Here is a 21,784-nt window from a genome sequence, read left to right on the forward strand (position 1 = left end):
AAAAAGTGATGGGAAATAGCCATCACTTTTTTCATTGTATGTATAAGAGTGTTCATGTTAAGCGGAATATATTATTATTAAAAAGATGGATTAGAAATGGAAATGTGGAATCCATCTCAAATATCGTTTTAGAATGTGGAGGAATATATGCAACACCGTAAAAGACTATCTATACCAGGAGTAATGAGCCATTCCTTTCAAACAGTAAAATTTGCTTTTTGGAATGTATTAACCTTTCAACTTGCTTATAAATTGTTAGCAGCGATTGTGTTTGTTCCACTGTTTGGGATCATTTTTAATAAATTATTGTATTTTGGTGGTTACGCAAATGCGACAAATGATGAATTATTAGCATTTTTGAAAACACCATACGGCATTTTGGCAATCGTAATTTTATCCTTGTTAGCACTGTTTCTTATCTTTACGGAATTTGCGGTGCTTATTATTATTTCGTATTTCGCTCATAAAAGACAAAAGGTGAAATTACGCCCGATTTTATATAAAACCGTAACGTACTTACCTACGCTTTTCACATATTGCTTACCAGGATTTATTTTATATGCTGTCGTATTATTACCTCTTTTAAATATGGGATATGAAACGGCATTAATTCCGCAAATCCAAATTCCTAACTTTATTACAGGAGAACTGTTTAAAACGACGATGGGACAAGTAGGCTATTACACGTTCTTTGCCGTAGTTGCGTATTTGAACCTTCGCTGGATTTTCGTTCTACCTATTGTCGTTTTAGAACAAAAGCCGTTTCGCACAGCAGCGCGTAAAAGTGCAGCTTTAGTAAAAGAAAGCTTTTTTAAAGTACTATTCTTTTTAGTAGGATTTTTCATTTCAATAGGGATTGTTTATATTTTGTTTTTTGGAATATATTTATTGTGCCTATGGGGTGTGTATGAATTTACAAACCCGGAAGGAACATTTGCGTTATTAGCCGAATCAACGATTTCTGTATTCCTAACAAGTACATTGTATTTATTTAGCTTTATTGTGACACCATTTTATATTATGGCTATAACAAGATTGTACTTACAAAAGGTTCCGGTTGAAGATGTGTTATTAGAAGAAGGATTAGATTATTCGAAAACGAAAGCAGATAAATGTTTCTTTCAAAAACATCGCTGGAAATTTATTAGTGTATATATTGTAGGGATTATTACGGCCGGAATGGTCGTTGCCTTCATTGTAACGTTTATTTCAAATTCGTATAAAGAACCGATTATTATGGCGCACCGCGGATATATATCAAAAGGGGTAGAAAATACGAAAGAAGCTGTGCAAGGTGCTATTGATGCAAAAGCAGACTACGCTGAAATAGATGTATTACAAACGAAAGACGGTGAGCTAGCGGTTATACATGACTTGAAGTTAAAACGTCTTGCAAATGCCAATGTGCATGTGTCAGATTTAACGATGGATGAATTAAGACAGCTTACTCTTAGTCAAGATGGATTTTCAGGACAAATAAGTACACTTGATGAAATCATTAAGCTTGCAAAGGGGAAAATCAAACTCAATATTGAAGTGAAGCTTCATGGGGGCGAAAAAGACTTTGTAAATAAAGTATTAAAAGCGATTAAAGATAATGAATTTGAGAAGCAATGTGTAATTCAAACGTTACACTATCCACTCATTAAAGAGTTTAAGCGTGCAAATTCAGATATAAAAGTAGGATATATACTGTATGCAAGTAGAGCTAACTTAAAGAATGTAAAAGCTGACTTTTATGTAGCAGAAGAATACATGTTAAATAAGAAATTAGTAAAAGAAGCAAGGAAGTTAAATAAGCCAATTTACGTATGGACAGTAAATGATATGGAGAGTTTAAAGGCATATTATAAGTTAAACGTAGATGGTATCATTACCGATTATCCTGAAGATGCACGTGAAACAATTAAGGAGTTAAAAGAGCAAGAAGCGGAAGAAAGTGATCTGTTTGATAAAATTACTGAAACAACAGATGATTTGTTTTCAAAGTTATTTATAAGTTATCCAGCTGCTGGCTAAATGCCAGCAGCTGTTTTTTGTAAAAAGAATATATTTCTAAAATATTGTGTAAAGTAATAACTGTATATGTATACGTCTTCATTTGGAGTTTTTACATTGTTATATTATTGTCAAATAATAAATGATTACTGCTTATTTTGAAGGGATATAATAAAAATAGAGTAATAGATAATGAAATAGAACGAACTTCCTAATAGAATCAATGTTTTATATATTTACACTATTCTAAATATATAAACTTTAGAAAAATGATATGTTAGCGTTTTCATAACTTTTAAGTTATGCTAGAATAAGGACATAAGTTATTAATTATTACAAAAAGAAAAAAGACTTTCTTTTTTCTGTTAATTATAAGGGGGCATTTCATTATGCGTATTGGGGTACCAGCAGAAATTAAAAACAACGAAAACCGTGTGGCAATGACACCAGCTGGTGTTGTACATTTAATTCGTAACAATCACGAAGTATTTATTCAAAAGGGTGCAGGTTTAGGATCTGGTTTCACAGATGCTCAGTATGTTGAAGCTGGAGCAAAAATTGTTGATACAGCTGAAGAAGCTTGGAACATGGAAATGGTTATGAAAGTTAAGGAACCAATTGAAAGCGAATACAAACACTTCAGTGAAGGTTTAATCTTATTCACATACTTACACTTAGCTCCAGAACCAGAATTAACAAAAGCTTTAATCGAGAAGAAAGTAGTAGCTATTGCGTACGAAACAGTACAATTAGAAAACCGTTCATTACCATTACTTGCACCTATGAGTGAAGTAGCTGGTCGTATGGCTGCACAAATTGGTGCACAGTTCCTTGAGAAAAACAAAGGCGGTAAAGGTATCTTACTTGCAGGTGTTCCAGGGGTTAAACGTGGTAAAGTAACAATTATCGGTGGTGGACAAGCTGGTACAAATGCTGCTAAAATTGCAGTTGGACTAGGTGCGGATGTAACAATCATCGACTTAAGTGCAGAACGTCTTCGTCAATTAGATGACATTTTCGGAAACCAAGTAAAAACTTTAATGTCTAATCCTTACAATATTGCAGAAGCTGTAAAAGAGTCTGATCTTGTAATTGGTGCAGTATTAATCCCAGGTGCAAAAGCGCCAAAACTTGTAACAGAAGAAATGATTAAGTCAATGGAACCGGGTTCTGTTGTTGTAGATATCGCGATTGACCAAGGTGGTATTTTCGAAACAACTGACCGTATTACAACTCATGATAACCCAACTTACGAAAAACACGGTGTTGTTCATTATGCAGTTGCAAACATGCCAGGTGCGGTTCCACGTACATCAACTCTTGCATTAACAAACGTAACAGTACCATATGCAGTACAAATTGCTAACAAAGGCTACAAAGCTGCTTGCCTAGGCAACACTGCATTATTAAAAGGTATTAACACATTAGATGGCTATGTAACATTTGAAGCTGTTGCAGAAGCTCACGGTGTAGAGTACAAAGGTGCTAAAGAATTATTAGAAGCAGAAACAGTATCTTGCTAATAGAAGCATTATACAAAACAAAATCGAACAATATATAAAACAACATGATAAGAGCTAAGAGATAATACCTCTTAGCTCTTCTTGGCAAAAGGGGGCATTCATCGTGGCCAACCTATTTAAAAAGAAATCCGTTACGCAATTGTTAGGGGAAAGTAAAAGTAAAACTTTAACGAAAACGCTAGGGGCATTCGACCTAACAATGCTAGGAATTGGTGCGATAATTGGTACAGGAGTTCTAGTATTAACTGGATTAGTAGCAGCAAGAGATGCTGGTCCAGCAGTTATTTTTTCATTTATGATTGCAGCAATTGTTTGTGGATTTGCAGCTTTATGTTATGCGGAAGTTGCATCTACACTCCCTGTTTCAGGTAGTGTGTACACATATTCGTATGCAACAATTGGTGAGTTTGTTGCTCATTTAATGGGATGGACATTGTTATCCGTATATGTCGTAACGACTGCCGCAGTAGCTGGCGGATGGACGGGTTATTTCAATAATTTAGTGAGTGGATTGGGACTTGAAATCCCAAAAGCATTGCTAACGATTCCAGCGCAAGGTGGTATGGTAAACTTACCGGCAGTTATCGTTACGTTAGTGATAACTTGGTTATTATCACGAGGTACAAAAGAAAGTAAGCGTGTGAATAACATAATGGTATTAATTAAAATTGGTATTGTTGTTTTATTCATTGCAGTTGGTGTATTCTACGTGAAACCAGAAAACTGGATACCATTTGCACCTTACGGTTTAAGTGGAGTGTTCGCAGGGGGAGCAGCAGTATTCTTTGCTTTCTTAGGATTTGATGCATTAGCAACTTCTGCTGAAGAAGTAAAAAATCCGCAACGTGATCTACCAATTGGTATTATTGCCTCGTTAGTTATTTGTACAATCATTTATGTTGTAGTTTGTCTCGTTATGACAGGTATGGTTTCTTATAAGGAATTAGATGTACCTGAAGCTATGGCATATGTGTTAGAAGTTGTAGGACAAGATAAAGTGGCTGGTGTAATTGCTATTGGAGCTGTAATCGGTATTATGGCTGTAATTTTCGCTTACATTTATGCGACAACACGTGTATTCTTCGCAATGAGCCGTGACGGTTTATTACCAAAATCTTTTGCGAAAATTAACAAGAAGACTGAAGCGCCAACATTTTCAGTTTGGTTAACAGGAATTGGTAGTGCTTTAATTGCTGGATTTATCGATTTAAAAGAATTGTCGAATTTAGCGAATATTGGAGCGTTATTAACATTCGCCATGGTTGGTGTAACTGTTATCATTCTTCGTAAAACGCATCCGAAATTACAACGTGGATTTATGGTACCACTTGTACCGATCTTACCGATTATTTCAATTGCATGTTGTCTATTCTTAATGGTAAATTTACCATTAACAACATGGATATACTTCGGTATTTGGTTAGCAATTGGAGTAGTTGTATACTTTGTTTATTCGAAAAAACATAGTCATTTAAAAGACGATGGAAGTTCGCAGGATAATTTAGATCAAGCTAATTAAAGGGATATAAAATAGTAAGCCTTGTGCGTCTAGGGAGCGCACAAGGCTTTTTCTTTTGGATAAGGAAGGAAATAAATGTTAAATTGTCGAATTTTTATGTCGGAATATGAAAAAAGGGGAGGAAGAGGAATGCTAGAAACGAAAGTGGTTGTTGGAGCAGAGGAGTATAATAATAACCCTGGTTGGTTACATACGAATGAAGAAGAATTAAATTTATTGCGAAGAGAAACTTGGCTTGATAAATTTCAACCTAATTCTTTATCAGCAATTTTAGCGGAACATGTATGGGAGCATTTATCGTACGAAGAAGGAATCGAAGCTGCAAAAATTTGTTATGAGTTTTTAACGGAGGGTGGATATATTCGTTGTGCAGTGCCAGATGCATTTTTCCCAGATGAAGAATATCAGCAAGGTGTACAAGTAGGTGGACCAGGGCCATTAGATCATCCAGCAGCAAGTCATAAAATCGTTCATAACTATAAAACAATCACGTCCATGTTTGAATCGGCAGGTTTTCAAGTTAGGACTTTAGAATACTGTGATGAGAATGGTAAGTTTCATTATAATGATTGGAATGAGAAAGATGGTTTTATTTATCGCTCGAAACGTTTTGATCATAGAAATCAAGATGGTACATTAGAATTTGCTTCGTTAATTGTGGATGCAGTGAAACTTTAATCAGTGGGGGTTCTTTATCTCCTGCTGATTATTAGCCTTCAACAATCGGGCTTTTACGGGTAGCTAATGTAGGGGAAATAAGAGAAGGATGCACGATAGTTTTCGTGCATCCTTTTTGTATGAAGAGTATGATAGGTGCGGAGAATATTGATATGTATATGTTGAAATGTGAATGGAATTGTCAAAAAAATCTTTCGGATTTTATTGACACATATGAGTAGGCGCTCATATAATAAAAGTATAAGATATATGAACAGTTGTTCATATGTTCAATTAAAGAGGTGAGCTATAATGGCTGAAAATAAAGTAGAAACACCGCAGGAAACTTGTTCTCAAACGGTAATTCATGAGGAAGTCGTGAATCAAGTGAAGCAAACAATTCCGACTGATGAAAGTTTAAGTAAAGTAGCAGAACTATTTAAAGTATTAGGTGACCGTACGCGTACGAGAATATTACATGCATTATTTGAAGCTGAAATGTGCGTTTGTGATTTAGCTTATTTATTAGGAATGACACAATCGTCTATTTCACATCAGCTACGTGTGTTAAAGCAAGCGAAACTTGTAAAGAATCGTAAAGAAGGAAAGGTCGTTTATTATTCGTTAGCTGACCAGCACGTAATTCATATCTTCGAGCAAGCGTTTGAACACGTAAACGAGGAAGAATAAAAACGCGAGGAGGGAGAACGATGGCAGAAGCATTAGTGAAAAAGAAACTGATGTTAGAAGGTTTAGATTGTGCGAACTGTGCAATGAAAATTGAAAAAGGCGTTGGGAATATAGAAGGAGTAAATTCTTGCTCTGTAAACTTTGCAACAAAGACGATGGTTTTAGAAACAGCACAAAATAAAGAAAATGAAGTTGTGACAGAAGCAAAACAGCTTGTTACAAAGTTAGAACCACATATTAAAGTGCAAGAAGAGCAAAAAAATAAAGCTGCAAAAGAAGTTTTTATATTAGAAGGTTTAGATTGCGCGAACTGTGCAATGAAGATTGAAAATAAAGTTAAGGAAATGCCGACAGTTTCAGAAGCAACTGTTGATTTCGTATCAAAGAAATTACGAGTAGAAGTTGCGAATAAAAGAGAGTTAGAATCGACTGTAGAAGATATAAAGAATGTCGTTCAAAAGTTAGAACCAGATGTGAAAGTTGTTCGTGAAGAAAAGAGCGGCCATGACCACGGACATAGTCACGACCATGGTGAAGCAAATGTGAAAAAGATGATAGGGCGATTAGTAGTCGGTGGAATTTTGACAGGAATTGCTGCCTTAGCTGATTTACCACAAATGATAACAATTCCATTATTCGTCCTTGCGTATTTATTAATAGGTGGAGATATCGTTTGGAGAGCGGTAAGAAACATAACTCGCGGCCAAGTATTCGATGAAAACTTTTTAATGGCAATTGCAACTGTAGGAGCTTTTGCAATTCAACAATATTCAGAAGCTGTTGCGGTAATGCTATTTTATCAAGTAGGGGAACTATTCCAAAGTATTGCAGTAAATCGCTCTCGAAAATCAATTACTTCATTAATGGATATTCGCCCTGATTATGCGAATGTAAAGGTTGGAAATGAAACGAAACAAGTATCACCGGAAGATGTACAAATCGGCGATTATATTATCGTAAAACCGGGTGAGAAAGTACCATTAGACGGAAAAGTAGTCGAGGGAACATCAATGATGGATACTTCAGCACTTACAGGTGAATCTGTACCGCGTGAAGTAGAAGTTGGTAATGACGTATTAAGTGGTTTTGTAAACCAAAATGGTGTATTAACAATTGAAGTTACAAAAGAATTTGGTGAATCTACTGTATCAAAAATTTTAGATTTAGTTCAAAATGCAAGTAGTAAAAAAGCACCGACAGAAAACTTTATTACGAAATTTGCGCGCTACTATACTCCTGTTGTAGTTATTACAGCAGCGATCATGGCGTTTATTCCACCGCTTATTTTAGAAGGTGCTACATTCTCCGAGTGGATTTATAGAGCGTTAGTATTCTTAGTTATCTCTTGTCCATGTGCGTTAGTCGTATCCATTCCTCTTGGATTCTTTGGAGGTATCGGTGGTGCATCCAAAAGTGGGATTTTAGTAAAAGGAAGTAACTATTTAGAAGCATTGAATGATGTGAAATATATCGTCTTTGATAAAACAGGTACATTAACAAAAGGTGTCTTTAAAGTTACAAAAATGGAGCCAAGTGAAGGTACTACTAGTGAAGGACTGTTAGAGTATGCAGCGTTTGCAGAAGTATATTCAAATCATCCAATTGCACAATCTATTCGAAATGCATATGGAAAATCAATCGATGAAAATGCTATTGAAGACTATAGTGAAATTTCTGGTCATGGTACAGTTGTAAAAGTACAAGGAAAAGAAATTTTTGCAGGTAATGCTAAATTAATGAGAAAAGAAAATATTGAATTTAAGCAACCAGAAACAGTAGGTACATTAGTTCACGTTGCTGTAGATGGTAAATACGCAGGTTATATTGTTATCTCAGATGAGGTAAAAGAGGATTCAAAACAAGCGATTCAAAAGTTAAAAGAACTAGGTATCAAGAAGACAGTGATGTTAACTGGGGATGCAAAAGCAGTTGGTGAAGCTGTTGGAAAAGAATTAGGTTTAGATGAAGTTCACGCAGAACTACTACCACAACAAAAAGTAGAAGAGATTGAAAAAATTGATGCGGCTAAGCGTGGAAAAGAAAAAGTTGCTTTCGTTGGTGATGGTATTAACGACACGCCAGTATTAGCACGAGCGGACGTTGGTATTGCTATGGGTGGCTTAGGATCGGATGCAGCGATTGAAGCTGCAGATATCGTTATAATGACTGATGAACCTTCAAAAATTGCAACAGCTGTTAAAATTGCAAAACGCACAAGAAGTATTGTATGGCAAAATATTATATTTGCATTAGGTGTAAAAGGATTAGTTTTATTACTTGGTGCTTTTGGTATAGCGACAATGTGGGAAGCTGTTTTCTCAGATGTGGGTGTGACGTTAATTGCAGTATTAAATGCAATGCGTGTACTACGAGTGAAAGATTTATAAAAAGAGGGCGCAATTGCGTCCTCTTTTTTATCGGTTATTTTGTTGAAAGTGACTCAATAAAATAATATCAAATATTATTTTAGTTTTTAATAACGTAATATTAAATTTTACAAATAAAAAATATTCACCTTGTTATTTTAATATATTTTTTACAAATATTCATATAGTATTGAAAAAACAGAGAAGGAGGAAACTTCTCTGTTTATTTTTGTATGTTTTTTTCAACTTGTTCACGAACAGTTTGAATATAATTCATTTTATGATCCCAGCATTCTTGGCTTAAATCGACAGGATACTCTTCGGGGTTTAAAGTTCGCATGTATTCTTCCCAAAATAGAGCGAGACTCTGTTCGTTATACTTTTGAATATCTAATATACTTGGTAGTTCGTATGTTCTTTCACCGTTAACGAAAATGTCTTTATGCAGTTCACGTGCTTCAAAGTTTGTTACGAATTTACTTATGTATGTGTGAACAGGGTGGAACATTTTTAAGCGTTCTTCTTTTTCAGGCTCTTCAGAATCTAACGCAATATAATCGCCTTCAGCATGATTATTAACCCTGTTGACTATACGATAAATTCGTTTAAGCCCTGGAGTTGTAATCTTTTCAGGGTTAGATGAAATTTTAATCGTGTCATTTAATTTCCCGTCAGTATCTTCAATCGCAACTAGTTTGTAAACAGCCCCTAATGCTGGTTGCTCAAAGGATGTAATTAATTTTGTTCCAACACCCCATACATCAATTTTTGCTCCTTGAGATTTAAGGTGCATAATTGTGTATTCATCTAAATCGCTAGAAGCGATAATTTTTGTATTTGTAAACCCAGCTTCATCTAGTAATATTCTTGCTTTTTTAGACAAATAAGCCATATCACCACTATCAAGACGAATGCCATAGAAATCAATACGATCTCCAAATTCTTTTGCAACACGAATCGCATTTGGAACACCAGATTTTAATGTGTCATATGTATCGACGAGAAAAACACATTTTTTGTGAGTTTCAGCGTATTTTTTAAACGCGACATATTCATCGCGATACGCTTGAACGAAAGAGTGAGCATGTGTGCCGGCTACAGGTATCCCGAAGCGTTTTCCAGCACGAACGTTGCTTGTAGATGAGAAACCGCCAATAAAGGCAGCACGTGTTCCCCAAAGGGCAGCATCAAATTCATGAGCACGTCTTGTGCCAAACTCTAAAAGTTCATCGTTATTTGCAGCATGCTTCATACGAGCAGCTTTTGTTGCAATTAATGTTTGGTAATTCACAATGTTTAAAAGGGCAGTTTCAATAATTTGTGCTTCACCGAGTGGTGCATCAACACGTAATAAAGGCTCGTTATTGAATACAACTTCACCTTCTTGCATACTACGAATGACCCCAGTGAATTTCATATTTTGTAAATAATGAAGGAATTCTTCTTCAAATTGTAATTCTGCTAAATAAGCGATATCGCTCTCGGTAAAACTGAAATTTTCTATGTACTCTACAATTTTTTCAAGACCAGCAAAAACAGCGTAGCCATTCTCAAATGGAAGCTTTCGAAAATATAAATCAAAAACAGAACGGCGATTATGAATACCATCTTTCCAATATGTATAAGCCATGTTGATTTGATATAAATCTGTATGTAAGGCATAACTATCGTCTTTATAATAATTCATTGCGAAAACACCTCCGTAATTTGGTTATAGTATACCAATTTTACGACGTTCGTAGCAAAGAAGAGATATTGATGTGAAGTCAAGAGAGAAAAAAATGAAATAATGCATATTTTTTAGAAAATTAACATTTATCAATTTATATTTCTTTAAATTTTATGTATTATTAGAGTAATGGGGGTAATGAGAATGGAGGAGGACAATGCAACAAACATTAGAAAAAATAGGCAAACAAGTCTTTTATAAACGGCTACAGCAAAAAATGACACAAGAAGAATTATGTCAGGGCATTTGTTCTGTCTCATACTTAAGTAAGATCGAAAATGGAAAGATCGAAGCATCAGAAGAAATTCTACAATTGCTCTGCGCAAGATTAGAGATTGCTGTAACGGATTTAAGAGATGTAGAAGAAGATGTGAAGGGGAAGCTGGATGAATGGTTGAATGCACTAGTTCATTTGGATAAGCAACAAGTAGAACGCATATATGAAGAGTTGCAAGGTGAAATGAAGCATGTTTTGGATTTTGAAATTATAAATTATTATAAACTGCTGTATACACGTTATTTAATGATGAAGCGGGATCTCCCTGCTGTTGAAGAAGAATTGGACGGATTGAAGAAAGTGTATAAGAAATACTCGCCTTTTCAGAAGATGTTATATACGTATAATAAGGCATTATTATATTCTGTGCAGTACAAATATACGCAAGCGTTAGAGTATTTGTTAAAAACAGAATCGATGGCGAAAGAGTTAGGATATTATGAAACAGGAATATATTATAATTTAGCATTGACATATAGTCAGATGGAAATAGATCATATGACATTATACTTTGCTAATGTGGCATTAGAAGGTTTTAAAAGCGAATATAAATTTAGAAATATAATTAATTGTAAGTTTTTAATTGCGTTTAGTTATACTAGAAAAAAACAATATAATGAAGCTATGGAAATCTATAATCATATCATAAGAGAAGCAACTTCTTTTGCTGATAAAGATAATATTCTTTCTATTGCTTTAAATAATATTGGTTATCTGTACTACCGACAAAAAAATTATGCCAAGGCGAAAGAGTATTATATAGAATGCTTAAAATATAAAAAAGAAGAGGATATGAATTATATTGATGCCATGTATGAGCTCTCGTTGCAGTGTATTCAATTAGGAGAACTTGAGGAAGCGGCTGAATGGATTGAAAAAGGTATCCTTGCTGCAAGGAAAGATGAGAGATACAAAGGGATGTTATATTTATTGTTAAATTTAAGATATAAATATTTTGAAGAAAGAGACCTCTATAAAAAATTTCTAGAAACAGAAGTAGTTCCTTTCTTTAAAACAGAGGAAAATATAAAAGATTTAAAGAAAGTATACTTAGAACTAGCTGAATACTTAGAAGAATGCTCAGATTTTAAAGAAAGTAATCGCTATTATAAATTAGCAATTACTTTATTAGAAGAATAAAGAGGAGGGATAGTATGAAAAAGTTAATTGCAGGAACATTTGTGGTTATGGCAATTGCAGCTGTAGTATTGGATATTCAGTATGCTTGGAAGCCGGATACTCTAGGGCAAGAAGCTAAAACAGTTGAACAAATTAATTTATAAAAAAAACCCTTTCCTAACGGAAAGGGTTTTTTCAATATTTGTTCCTCAAAATTCTACAAAACTTGAGAAAATAATTATTTGAATTTTTAGTATATTAATAGTGGAAACATAATGCTAATATGAAACTACTCTTTTTCAAAAAAATTTTTATTAGGGGGAAGGTTCATGAAAAAGAAAAGTTTAGCGTTAGTGTTAGCGGCAGGAATGGCAGTTACTACATTTGGAGGGACAGGCTCTGCGTTTGCAGATTCAAAAAATGTGCTCTCTACGAAGAAGTACAATGAGACAGTGAAGTCGCCTGAGTTTATTTCTGGTGATCTAACTGGAGCAACTGGCAAGAAAGCGGAATCTGTTGTGTTTGATTATTTAAATGCAGCAAAAGGTGATTATAAGCTAGGGGAAAAGAGTGCGCAAGATTCTTTCAAAGTGAAACAAGTGAAAAAAGATGCTGTAACTGATTCAACAGTAGTACGTATGCAACAAGTTTACGAAGGAGTACCTGTATGGGGTTCTACTCAAGTAGCTCACGTAAGTAAAGATGGTTCTTTAAAAGTATTGTCTGGAACAGTTGCACCTGATTTAGACAAGAAAGAAAAGTTGAAAAATAAAAATAAGATTGAAGGCGCAAAAGCGATTGCAATCGCGCAGCAAGATTTAGGTGTAACACCGAAATATGAGGTAGAACCAAAAGCGGACTTATATGTATATCAAAACGGTGAAGAAACAACATATGCATACGTTGTAAATCTAAACTTCTTAGATCCAAGCCCAGGAAACTACTACTATTTCATTGAAGCAGACAGCGGCAAAGTGTTAAATAAATATAATAAACTTGATCATGTAACAAATGAAGATAAGTCACCAGTTAAGCAAGATGCTCCTAAACAGGAAGCAAAAGCTGCTGCAAAGCCAGTAACAGGAACGAATAAAGTGGGAACTGGTAAAGGTGTATTAGGAGATACGAAATCGCTTAATACAACGTTATCTGGGTCATCTTACTACTTGCAAGATAATACGCGCGGGGCAACAATTTTCACATATGATGCGAAAAACCGTTCAACATTACCGGGAACATTATGGGCAGATGCAGATAATGTTTTCAATGCAGCGTATGATGCAGCAGCAGTAGATGCTCATTTCTATGCTGGTAGAACATATGATTATTATAAAGCTACATTTAATAGAAACTCTATTAATGATGCAGGAGCACCATTAAAATCAACAGTTCATTACGGAAGTAAGTATAATAATGCATTCTGGAACGGTTCACAAATGGTATACGGAGATGGTGATGGTGTAACATTCACTTCATTATCTGGTGGAATTGATGTAATTGGTCACGAATTAACGCATGCTGTTACGGAAAATAGCTCGGATTTAATTTATCAAAATGAATCAGGAGCGCTAAATGAAGCAATTTCTGATATCTTTGGTACTTTAGTAGAATACTATGATAATCGTAATCCAGATTGGGAAATTGGTGAAGATATTTACACGCCTGGTAAAGCAGGAGATGCACTTCGCTCTATGAGTGATCCAGCGAAATATGGTGACCCAGACCATTATTCTAAGCGTTACACTGGTACTAGTGATAACGGTGGGGTTCATACGAACAGTGGTATTATTAACAAGCAAGCTTATTTATTAGCAAATGGCGGTACGCATTCTGGTGTAACTGTAACTGGTATTGGTAAAGATAAATTAGGTGCGATTTACTACCGTGCAAATACACAGTATTTCACGCAATCTACTACATTTAGTCAAGCTCGTGCTGGTGCAGTACAAGCTGCAGCGGATTTATATGGTGCTAGCTCTGCAGAAGTAAATGCAGTGAAGCAATCATTTAGTGCTGTTGGTGTAAACTAAGGATTTAAGGGATAGATATTAATAAAATACTTCAAAAATAAAGAAGGAGCATAGGCTCCTTCTTTATTTTTTTCTCCATTTTTTCCACAAATAGAACAATCCAATGCAACCTGCGATTGTTACAATCCACTTCGCTTCATTTGTTCCGTTCATAACATGATATGCCGAATATACTTCAATCAATAAGGCCGGTATTTTACCTATTGTACTGGCAATACTGAAGGAGAGTAATGACATTTTCCCTAGAGCTGCAAATAAAGTCACGATAATTGATGGGATGAAAGGTATAAATCGAAACGATAGAACGAGTAGAAAGGCCTCTCTACCTTCTACATAAAGAAGACGCTCTACCTTTGGATACTTATTTACTTTATCGTGAGTGAACTTTTGAAGGCCTATGCGATAAATATAAAACGAGATAATAGCGCCTAATGCTTCGCCTGCGATCGAAATGAGTGTGCCATTTGTAACGCCAAATAGCTGTATATTAATGGCGGTTAAAAAGATGCTAGGGATAAAACCTAAAAGACTGATGATGATATTGATTAAGATACTAAGTGGAATTGCGATTGAATAGTATTCTGTTAGGAAATTTTGAATCGTTTCTGCCATATTATAAAATCCTTTATCTTTTTTTGCATTACACCATATTTCGAATGGATAGGCAAGGAGAAATTTACATAATGTAGAAAACGTTGACAGAACGGCATTTGTATACGGTATATAGGTATTGGGTATACAAAAAAGGGGGTATATTTTAATTTGTTGAAAAACACTACATAAACCTTGTTTTTAAAGGGTTTATGTAGTGTTTTAAATGGTATTTTAATTCGGGAAATAATTAGAAAATCACAGGGGTATATTTTAAAGTAGGTGAAAAATAGTGGTTTGATGAAGATAGAGTGGTAAACATAGCAAAATAGCTGAAGGGTTTAAAAAATGTATGTGTTTTTTCGTTGTGAAATTGACTTTTAGTGAAGTTACGATAATAATCATGGAAGAGGTGATATGATGAAACGAATAAGTAGTCTTTTCTTCAGTAGTTTACTGGCATTGATGCTGATCTTAAGTGGATGTGCAGGAAAAGAACAAAAAACTGAGAAACAAACAGGGAATCAAGGTACGTCAGTAGAAAAAATTAGTGATAATATTTTAGATGAAATGGAAGGGCCGCCTAAAAATGGTCATACGATTGAAAGGCATGTAGGTAAATCAGAAGAGGATTTGAAGAATCGTTTGAAGACAGATAAAGTATCAGCGGCAAGTACATATTATGATAAAGAAACAGCGACGAAAGCTGTAAAAGATAGTTTGAAGCAACATGATAAAGAAATTCAAGATTGGTTAAAAAATTCTAAAGAGGCTCGTCTCGTATTAAATACAACTCATTCATTCCCGGTCGGGAAAACGGTAATAAAGAAAAATATGAATGTAAAAGATAAGTTAGTAAAAACTGTTACTGTTTTAGCGAGAGATAAGTCAGGAGATTTAGGATATAAGATTATTACTTCTTATCCATCTGACAAATAAGAAGGGGGAGTACATATGTATACGACATTACAATACTTTCTTAAATCATACTGTACGTTAAGTATTCATGAGGATGAAATAGTAAGCGTGATGGCAGAGTTTATAGAGCAAGAAGATGAAGAAATTGTTTTGAAATTACGCGATGAATTAGTATATATGAAGAACAAGAACGCGTGGGAAGAAGCGTGCGTACTGGCTGCGAAGCAAGGGAATCGTATATGGTCTTTAGAAGAAACGAAGGATCATCTTGAAACTTTTTTACTATTACTGCAAAAGAAAAAGGCGTGAGTAGATCACGCCTTTTTCTTTATGCTTTTTGAAATTTGTCCGTTTGATAGTATCTCATTGTTTTGGGGCACTTTTATATACGCTTTTTGAAATTTGTCCATTTGATAGTACTTCGCCGTTTTGTGTTACTTTTTTATACGTAACCGCTGTTATTTTATCATTAGTTCTACTAATTACTTGAGAAGAAACTTCAACATTTTTACCAGTATTTGTACCGAAAATGCGTGTAGTAATACTCCCTCCATTTGAAAATGCTTGAATATAAATATGATTACCTGTATTGTTTTTAAATTTTAAATCCGGACCATAGTCTGCCACTGCTGCATCTTGCCCAAGTGGTAAATAATTTACGGGCATAGAATGATTACTTCGAGAAACAATTCCTAAATCTGCCCTTAAAGCTGCGCTATATAAAGTACTACTGACTTGGCAAACGCCTCCGCCTGCACTTTGTATAACTTTACCTTGTGAATATACTGCGGCAGATTTATAACCATGTGCAGCATCAGTTACACCAACACGGCCATTAAAACTAAACGTTTCATCAGGTGCTACAATAACTCCACTTAAAGTATTAGCTGATTTATTTACGTTAAAGGATTGATTACCATTACGGCCAGCCATTGGAGTAGAGTACTCAGCAATGACTTCTTTAATTCCCATTTTCTGTATATCTTCTGTAGAACGTTCTGGTTTTATTAATGTAACCGGTAATGTAACATCTGATTTACCAGTAGTAATAGCTTCGTTTGTTAAATCGCGTAGTTTGCCTTTATCAATTTTTTCTCCGTTTTGACTTTGGCTAACATTTACAGTAGAGCCTTCAATACTTAATTCTGCATTAACAGGATTTTTTAATGTTTCATTATATTTATCTTTTATAAAGGTTTCATAAGCTGTTGTATTTAATTGTGGTGTTAATTTATAGTCACGTTTTAATTCATCGTTTTCAGCTTGCTTCCGCATTTTGTAACGACTCATTACGTTTCCTTCTTGTTCTTTAAAGATTTTGTTTACAATATCTTTCTCTTTATAATTTATACCTAAATCTTTCCATATGTAAGTTTGTTTATCATCTTGGAATATGTAGGTAAGAGATTTTTGATCTAATTCATTTATTTTTTGATTAATAATTGCTTGAATATCTGCTTTATTTTTTCCAGCAAGAGAAATACCTTCAAACGTAGTATTTGGTAATGCGGTGTTATTTAATTGATTATTTAATTTGGATACATATTGATATCCACCAATACCGCCTACACAAAGTAATATGCCCCCTGCAATTGCAGAACCGATCAGTATTTTACTTAGCTTCATTTATTTCCCCCCAGAAATTTGTGTATAAATATATGTATTACATTTTTTGTATAAAAATGATGAAAATAACAGTATGTAAGTTCTAGTATACTATTATTTCCACTGTGTGTGTAATGTTTTTATAAAAAATGTTACACTGTTGTAATAATTGTCTCTTTTTGTCACAATATGCATGAAAAATTTGTTGAAAATTATAATAAAAAGGCTGTCTAGAAAAATCTAGCAGCCTTTTTATTATAATTTTTTATGCTCATTTTTATTCGTAACACCGAGATGTTCTTGAAGTGTTGTCGATATATTATTGACGCTTTTTTCGTTTGGAACGTAATAATAAATACCATCTATATATTTATCTGTACCTTCCACTTGAAATTTGTCCATTTTTAAACTTGAATCCATTGAATTTTTTGCAATTGTCATCATATCATCAAAAGTTAAATTTGTTTTTAAATCATTATCGACAGCATCTAGTAGGCCACCGATTTTATTAATGGAATTAAGAGATAGTGCTTTTTCGGCAATAGCTTCTAAAACAAGTTGTTGTCGTTGACCACGCATATAATCGCTATCGATGTGACGAGTTCTAGCTAGTGCAAGTGCCTCTTCTCCGTTTAAATGTTGACGTCCTTTTTTAAGATGAATTGCATTTGCTTCGTCTTTACTATTTTGTTCTGTAAACTCAACAGGAACATCGACAGTAATACCGCCAAGGGAATCAACGATTTTGATAAAGGATTTAAAGTTAAATTTTACGTAGTAGTCAACAGGAACGTCTAAAAAGTTCTCTACTGTATCAATCGTGCTGTCTACACCGCCGAATACGTGTGCATGTGTAATTTTATCGTATTTATCACGTGACTTAATGTAGACGCGTGAGTCACGTGGAATGCTTACAAGTTTAACGGATTTATCGTTTTTATTAATTGTTGCAAGTAATAGCGCATCCGTACGAGTTGCTTTTCCATAATTTTTTTCTCTAATATCACTTTCATCAACACCCATAATAAGTACGGAAATGTTATCAGTCATAGGTTTAACTGCTTTTTCACGTTTGTTGGATTTATCTCCTCGACCTAGTTCAGAATAAGCGTTATTTAAAATGGATTTTGCTTTACTGTATATATGGAAGGAGTAACCTCCTGCTCCAAGTGCTACAATTAGTAATGGAATAAGAAGGAACCAAAGTAGGCGTTTTTTCTTTGAGCGTCCTGTTTTGGCTCGCATATTGTTGTTTGTGTCGGATTTCATCATTTTTTCTCCTTTAAAACTATCAAAGTGTATACATCTAGGTGTATTAAAACACATAAAAAATATTTTACGCTAAATAAAAGCGATTGTACATGTATAAAAAATAGATGTCTTGATTATTTATCCCGCATTAACGGGCAGTAAAACTCCCACCTCAAAGTCCAGCGAATGCAAGGAAGTTAGGTGGGAGTTAACTGCCCGTAAAAGCCCGATTGGTGAAGGCTAATACTCAGAGGGGGATAGTCCCCTCTGAGTAAAGTTTCACTTTATAAGACACCTATTCGTTATTGTATACAAAAGATAGGGATAAGAAAATGATAAAATTTTACCTAATTACAACATAATACTTACGATAATTGCAGATAAAATACTAACGAGAGTAGCTCCATATAGTAATTTAAGCCCAAACCTTGCCACAACATTTCCTTGGTCTTCGTTTAACCCTTTTACTGCACCGGAAATAATTCCAATAGAAGAAAAGTTGGCAAAAGAAACGAGGAAAACAGAAATGATACCAACTGTACGGGGAGAAAGGCTATTGGAAATTTTACTAAGATCCATCATTGCTACAAATTCATTCGTTACAAGCTTCGTTGCCATAATGCTACCAGCTGCGACAATTTCAGAACTTGGTACACCGATAAGAAATGCAATAGGTGCAAATACGTAGCCGATTAATTGCTGAAAAGTGATGCCGAATATAATGAGGAATAGGTCATTAATGCAGCTAATCAATGCTACGAATCCGATGAGCATGGCGCCAACGACAATGGCTACTCGGAAACCATCAAGAATATATTCGCCAAGCATTTCAAAGAAACTTTGCTTTTCACCTTTTATTTCCAAAATATCTTCTTCATCTTTAACGTCGTAAGGGTTAATGATGAGTATGATAATAAAGCCGCTAAATAAATTGAGAACGAGTGCGGTTACTACATATTTAGGTTCAATCATCGTCATATAGGCACCTACGATAGACATAGATACTGTTGACATGGCTGATGCACAAAGTGTATAAAGACGGTGTTTTGGAATTTGTGCTAATTGCTTTTTTACCGTAATAAACACTTCTGATTGGCCGACAATAGCGGAAGCGATGGCATTGTAAGATTCTAATTTCCCAAGACCATTTATCTTGCTAAGAAAGAAACCAATCCAATGAATAAAAAATGGTAGTATTTTGAAATGTTGTAATATACCAATTAAGACGGAAATAAAGACAATCGGTAATAATACAGTAAGGAAAAATGACATCTCACCTTTATTTGCAAGACCGCCAAACACAAAGTTTATACCATCAGCAGCATACTCGAGTAGCTTTGTGAAAAGGCTGGAAATGAACCGAATAAGTATGAGACCAATTTCTGTATTTAATAATAAATAGGTTAAAATTAACTGTATAATAAGCATGATGAAAATAGGTTTGAATTTAATGTGTTTCTTATTATTGCTAGCAATATAAGCAAGGAAGAAAACGACGATAAGTCCGACAAAAAAAGTGATAAATTTCATAGTAAGCCCCCTAAAAGAGATGTTCTGCTATATATGTTTTTCATTTCAAGGGAGAATATGCATCTTTGGTAAAGAAAGGAATAGAGAAATCATGAATATATGTAAAGTGCATCACGTTGCAATTATTTGTTCGAATTATGAAGTGTCAAAGGATTTTTATACTATAATATTAGGTTTTAAAGTGATAAATGAAGTATATAGAAAGGAACGCGATTCTTATAAGTTGGATTTATGTGTAGGAGAAGAGTATCAAATAGAATTATTTTCATTTCCAAGTCCGCCTGAGCGCCCAAGTTTTCCAGAAGCAACTGGTCTTAGACATTTAGCATTTGCAGTTATAAATATAGAAGAAGCTGTGACGCATTTAAATCAATGTGGTGTTGAGACGGAATCGATACGTATTGATGAAATAACGGGGAAGAAATTCGTCTTTTTCCAAGATCCTGACGGTTTACCTTTAGAATTATATGAGGTTTAAAAATTGGTGAATTTTATATAGGGTTGCTTTCTAATAATTGAAGAAACTAAAGTGAAACTTCTTTTTAAAAGGAGGTGTAACTTTAGCTAAGAAAGCTAAAGGGCATATGTGGATATTTTAAAATTATTGATGGTAGCCATTCTTATTGCATTAACAGCTTTTTTTGTGGCTGTTGAGTTTGCAATTATTAAGGTGCGTAGCAGTCGCATTGATCAACTCGTTACTGAAAAACGACGAGGTGCATTGGCTGCTAAAAAAGTAACTGCAAATTTAGATGAGTATTTATCAGCATGTCAGTTAGGTATTACGATTACTGCGTTAGGGCTCGGGTGGTTAGGAGAGCCAACTATAAAACATTTACTCGAGCCATTGTTCTTAAAGTTACAATTATCTCCTGCCATTGCTAGTACAATTTCATTTATTATTGCCTTTGCAGTGATTACATTTTTACATGTTGTTATTGGGGAACTTGCCCCAAAAACATTAGCTATACAAAGGTCAGAGCAAGTTAGCTTATTATTATCAAAGCCACTTATTTATTTTTACCGAGTTATGTATCCGTTTATTTGGGCTTTAAATGGTTCAGCAAGGCTTGTAACAGGTTTATTTGGATTACATCCAGCTTCTGAACATGAAGTAGCTCATTCAGAAGAAGAATTAAGGTTAATCTTATCGGAGAGCTATGAGAGCGGAGAGATTAATCAAAGGGAATTTAAATACGTAAATAATATTTTTGAATTCGATAATAGAGTAGCAAAGGAAATTATGGTACCTCGTACGGAAGTTGTAGGATTATATGAGGACGAGCCGTTTGAAACACATATTACAGTAATTGCGCAAGAAAAATATACGAGATATCCTGTATTTGGTGAAGATAAAGATGAGATTATCGGAATGGTTAATGTAAAAGATTTATTTATTCGTTATATGGATGGTAATCGAGAGGAAGAGTGCTCGATTACACCATATACAAGGCCAGTTATTGAAGTATTAGAAAATATCCCAATTCATGATTTGCTATTACAAATGCAAAGAAGGCGAATTCCGTTAGCTGTATTATATGATGAATATGGTGGTACAGCAGGCATTGTCACGCTAGAAGATATTTTAGAAGAAATTGTTGGAGAAATTCGAGATGAATACGATGAAGATGAACACCCGCCTATCGAACACATAAGCGAAGGATGTAAAATTGTAGAGGGAAAAGTGCTTATTAGTGAAGTAAATGATTTATTTGGCATACATTTGGTTGCTGATGATGTAGATACAATTGGTGGTTGGATCATGGTACAAAAACAAGTCGTTGCTGAAGGGGATGTTATTGAGAAACATGGTTTTTATTTTAAAGTCCTTGAAAAGGATATGCATCAAATTAAACGAGTTGAGATAAAGAAAGTAGAAGAATGATTTTCTATAAACTTTAATAAAAAGGATATATAGAAAATTAAATGTTTGCGCTTTCAAAAAAGGTGCTATATAGTGAAGGTGGATACTGAAAAATTC

General features: G+C 34.5%; 18 protein-coding genes. 13 read left to right on the top strand and 5 right to left on the bottom strand.

The window, feature by feature from the left end; all coding sequences use genetic code 11:
• Positions 1-147 precede the first annotated feature (147 nt).
• From ACUN26_RS27050 to ACUN26_RS27075, 6 genes are all read left to right on the top strand, one after another.
• Positions 148-2,019, top strand: coding sequence for a glycerophosphoryl diester phosphodiesterase membrane domain-containing protein (locus tag ACUN26_RS27050; protein WP_001164746.1), 1,872 nt, complete (start codon positions 148-150; stop codon positions 2,017-2,019).
• Between the two features lie 368 nt (positions 2,020-2,387).
• A complete protein-coding gene (ald, locus tag ACUN26_RS27055) occupies positions 2,388-3,521 on the top strand; it encodes an alanine dehydrogenase (RefSeq protein WP_001219740.1) in 1,134 nt (377 codons plus the stop codon).
• A gap of 103 nt (positions 3,522-3,624) precedes the next feature.
• The gene (locus tag ACUN26_RS27060) at positions 3,625-5,040 is read left to right on the top strand and encodes an amino acid permease (RefSeq protein WP_001284896.1); all 1,416 of its coding nucleotides are present in this window, start codon (positions 3,625-3,627) and stop codon (positions 5,038-5,040) included.
• Between the two features lie 129 nt (positions 5,041-5,169).
• Positions 5,170-5,718, top strand: coding sequence for a class I SAM-dependent methyltransferase (locus ACUN26_RS27065; protein WP_000894487.1), 549 nt, complete (start codon positions 5,170-5,172; stop codon positions 5,716-5,718).
• Between the two features lie 291 nt (positions 5,719-6,009).
• Positions 6,010-6,387, top strand: a complete 378-nt coding sequence (locus ACUN26_RS27070; protein WP_000829682.1) for an ArsR/SmtB family transcription factor — start codon at positions 6,010-6,012, stop codon at positions 6,385-6,387.
• A gap of 20 nt (positions 6,388-6,407) precedes the next feature.
• Positions 6,408-8,774: a heavy metal translocating P-type ATPase gene (locus tag ACUN26_RS27075; protein ID WP_000796581.1), complete on the top strand. Its 2,367-nt coding sequence runs from the start codon at positions 6,408-6,410 to the stop codon at positions 8,772-8,774.
• A gap of 202 nt (positions 8,775-8,976) precedes the next feature.
• On the opposite strand, the gene ACUN26_RS27080 is transcribed toward ACUN26_RS27075, so the two are convergent.
• The gene (locus ACUN26_RS27080; RefSeq protein WP_001110357.1) at positions 8,977-10,440 is read right to left on the bottom strand and encodes a nicotinate phosphoribosyltransferase; all 1,464 of its coding nucleotides are present in this window, start codon (positions 10,438-10,440) and stop codon (positions 8,977-8,979) included.
• Between the two features lie 199 nt (positions 10,441-10,639).
• Here ACUN26_RS27080 and ACUN26_RS27085 point away from each other — a divergent pair, with 199 nt between their 5' ends.
• From ACUN26_RS27085 to ACUN26_RS27095, 3 genes are all read left to right on the top strand, one after another.
• Positions 10,640-11,899 carry a helix-turn-helix transcriptional regulator gene (locus ACUN26_RS27085; protein WP_001187940.1) on the top strand — a complete coding sequence of 420 codons (1,260 nt, stop codon included), beginning with the start codon at positions 10,640-10,642 and terminating at the stop codon, positions 11,897-11,899.
• Between the two features lie 14 nt (positions 11,900-11,913).
• Positions 11,914-12,042 carry an NprX family peptide pheromone gene (locus ACUN26_RS27090; RefSeq protein WP_000733136.1) on the top strand — a complete coding sequence of 43 codons (129 nt, stop codon included), beginning with the start codon at positions 11,914-11,916 and terminating at the stop codon, positions 12,040-12,042.
• A 165-nt stretch (positions 12,043-12,207) separates the two neighbouring features.
• Positions 12,208-13,908, top strand: a complete 1,701-nt coding sequence (locus ACUN26_RS27095) for a M4 family metallopeptidase (protein ID WP_000730354.1) — start codon at positions 12,208-12,210, stop codon at positions 13,906-13,908.
• A 63-nt stretch (positions 13,909-13,971) separates the two neighbouring features.
• Here the strand turns inward: ACUN26_RS27095 and ACUN26_RS27100 are convergent, their stop codons facing one another.
• On the bottom strand, positions 13,972-14,520 hold the full coding sequence (locus ACUN26_RS27100) for a TVP38/TMEM64 family protein (RefSeq protein ID WP_000852217.1): 549 nt from the start codon (positions 14,518-14,520) through the stop codon (positions 13,972-13,974).
• Between the two features lie 399 nt (positions 14,521-14,919).
• Between ACUN26_RS27100 and ACUN26_RS27105 the strand changes: the two genes are divergently transcribed.
• Positions 14,920-15,438, top strand: a complete 519-nt coding sequence (locus ACUN26_RS27105) for an RNase A-like domain-containing lipoprotein (protein WP_000822696.1) — start codon at positions 14,920-14,922, stop codon at positions 15,436-15,438.
• A gap of 15 nt (positions 15,439-15,453) precedes the next feature.
• Entirely contained in the window at positions 15,454-15,726 is a 273-nt protein-coding gene (locus ACUN26_RS27110; protein WP_000288801.1) for a hypothetical protein, read from the top strand.
• 54 nt (positions 15,727-15,780) lie between these two features.
• On the opposite strand, the gene ACUN26_RS27115 is transcribed toward ACUN26_RS27110, so the two are convergent.
• From ACUN26_RS27115 to ACUN26_RS27125, 3 genes are all read right to left on the bottom strand, one after another.
• Positions 15,781-17,043, bottom strand: coding sequence for a VanW family protein (locus ACUN26_RS27115; RefSeq protein ID WP_000777338.1), 1,263 nt, complete (start codon positions 17,041-17,043; stop codon positions 15,781-15,783).
• Between the two features lie 234 nt (positions 17,044-17,277).
• Positions 17,278-18,294, bottom strand: coding sequence for an LCP family protein (locus tag ACUN26_RS27120; RefSeq protein ID WP_002093839.1), 1,017 nt, complete (start codon positions 18,292-18,294; stop codon positions 17,278-17,280).
• Between the two features lie 330 nt (positions 18,295-18,624).
• Complete coding sequence (locus tag ACUN26_RS27125; protein WP_000668851.1) at positions 18,625-19,803, bottom strand: NupC/NupG family nucleoside CNT transporter; 1,179 nt, start codon at positions 19,801-19,803, stop codon at positions 18,625-18,627.
• Positions 19,804-19,894: 91 nt separating this feature from the next.
• On the opposite strand from ACUN26_RS27125, the gene gloA2 reads away from it, so the two are divergent.
• Together gloA2 and ACUN26_RS27135 are read left to right on the top strand one after the other, a co-directional pair.
• Positions 19,895-20,281 (top strand): SMU1112c/YaeR family gloxylase I-like metalloprotein, encoded by a 387-nt coding sequence (gene gloA2 / locus ACUN26_RS27130; RefSeq protein ID WP_001017658.1) that lies wholly within the window; start codon positions 19,895-19,897, stop codon positions 20,279-20,281.
• Between the two features lie 108 nt (positions 20,282-20,389).
• The gene (locus ACUN26_RS27135; RefSeq protein ID WP_000353290.1) at positions 20,390-21,688 is read left to right on the top strand and encodes a hemolysin family protein; all 1,299 of its coding nucleotides are present in this window, start codon (positions 20,390-20,392) and stop codon (positions 21,686-21,688) included.
• Positions 21,689-21,784: the final 96 nt, after the last annotated feature.

The sequence above is a fragment of the Bacillus sp. WC2503 genome (genome assembly GCF_052682895.1).

Excerpts from the sequence above, each read along its gene's own strand:
- ACUN26_RS27050 (WP_001164746.1), top strand. The coding sequence starts at position 148 with ATGCAACACCGTAAAAGACTATCTATACCAGGAGTAATGAGCCATTCC.
- ald (WP_001219740.1), top strand. The coding sequence starts at position 2,388 with ATGCGTATTGGGGTACCAGCAGAAATTAAAAACAACGAAAACCGTGTG.
- ACUN26_RS27065 (WP_000894487.1), top strand. The coding sequence starts at position 5,170 with ATGCTAGAAACGAAAGTGGTTGTTGGAGCAGAGGAGTATAATAATAAC.
- ACUN26_RS27070 (WP_000829682.1), top strand. The coding sequence starts at position 6,010 with ATGGCTGAAAATAAAGTAGAAACACCGCAGGAAACTTGTTCTCAAACG.
- ACUN26_RS27075 (WP_000796581.1), top strand. The coding sequence starts at position 6,408 with ATGGCAGAAGCATTAGTGAAAAAGAAACTGATGTTAGAAGGTTTAGAT.
- ACUN26_RS27080 (WP_001110357.1), bottom strand. The coding sequence starts at position 10,440 with ATGAATTATTATAAAGACGATAGTTATGCCTTACATACAGATTTATAT.
- ACUN26_RS27085 (WP_001187940.1), top strand. The coding sequence starts at position 10,640 with ATGCAACAAACATTAGAAAAAATAGGCAAACAAGTCTTTTATAAACGG.
- ACUN26_RS27090 (WP_000733136.1), top strand. The coding sequence starts at position 11,914 with ATGAAAAAGTTAATTGCAGGAACATTTGTGGTTATGGCAATTGCAGCT.
- ACUN26_RS27095 (WP_000730354.1), top strand. The coding sequence starts at position 12,208 with ATGAAAAAGAAAAGTTTAGCGTTAGTGTTAGCGGCAGGAATGGCAGTT.
- ACUN26_RS27100 (WP_000852217.1), bottom strand. The coding sequence starts at position 14,520 with ATGGCAGAAACGATTCAAAATTTCCTAACAGAATACTATTCAATCGCA.
- ACUN26_RS27105 (WP_000822696.1), top strand. The coding sequence starts at position 14,920 with ATGAAACGAATAAGTAGTCTTTTCTTCAGTAGTTTACTGGCATTGATG.
- ACUN26_RS27110 (WP_000288801.1), top strand. The coding sequence starts at position 15,454 with ATGTATACGACATTACAATACTTTCTTAAATCATACTGTACGTTAAGT.
- ACUN26_RS27115 (WP_000777338.1), bottom strand. The coding sequence starts at position 17,043 with ATGAAGCTAAGTAAAATACTGATCGGTTCTGCAATTGCAGGGGGCATA.
- ACUN26_RS27120 (WP_002093839.1), bottom strand. The coding sequence starts at position 18,294 with ATGATGAAATCCGACACAAACAACAATATGCGAGCCAAAACAGGACGC.
- ACUN26_RS27125 (WP_000668851.1), bottom strand. The coding sequence starts at position 19,803 with ATGAAATTTATCACTTTTTTTGTCGGACTTATCGTCGTTTTCTTCCTT.
- gloA2 (WP_001017658.1), top strand. The coding sequence starts at position 19,895 with ATGAATATATGTAAAGTGCATCACGTTGCAATTATTTGTTCGAATTAT.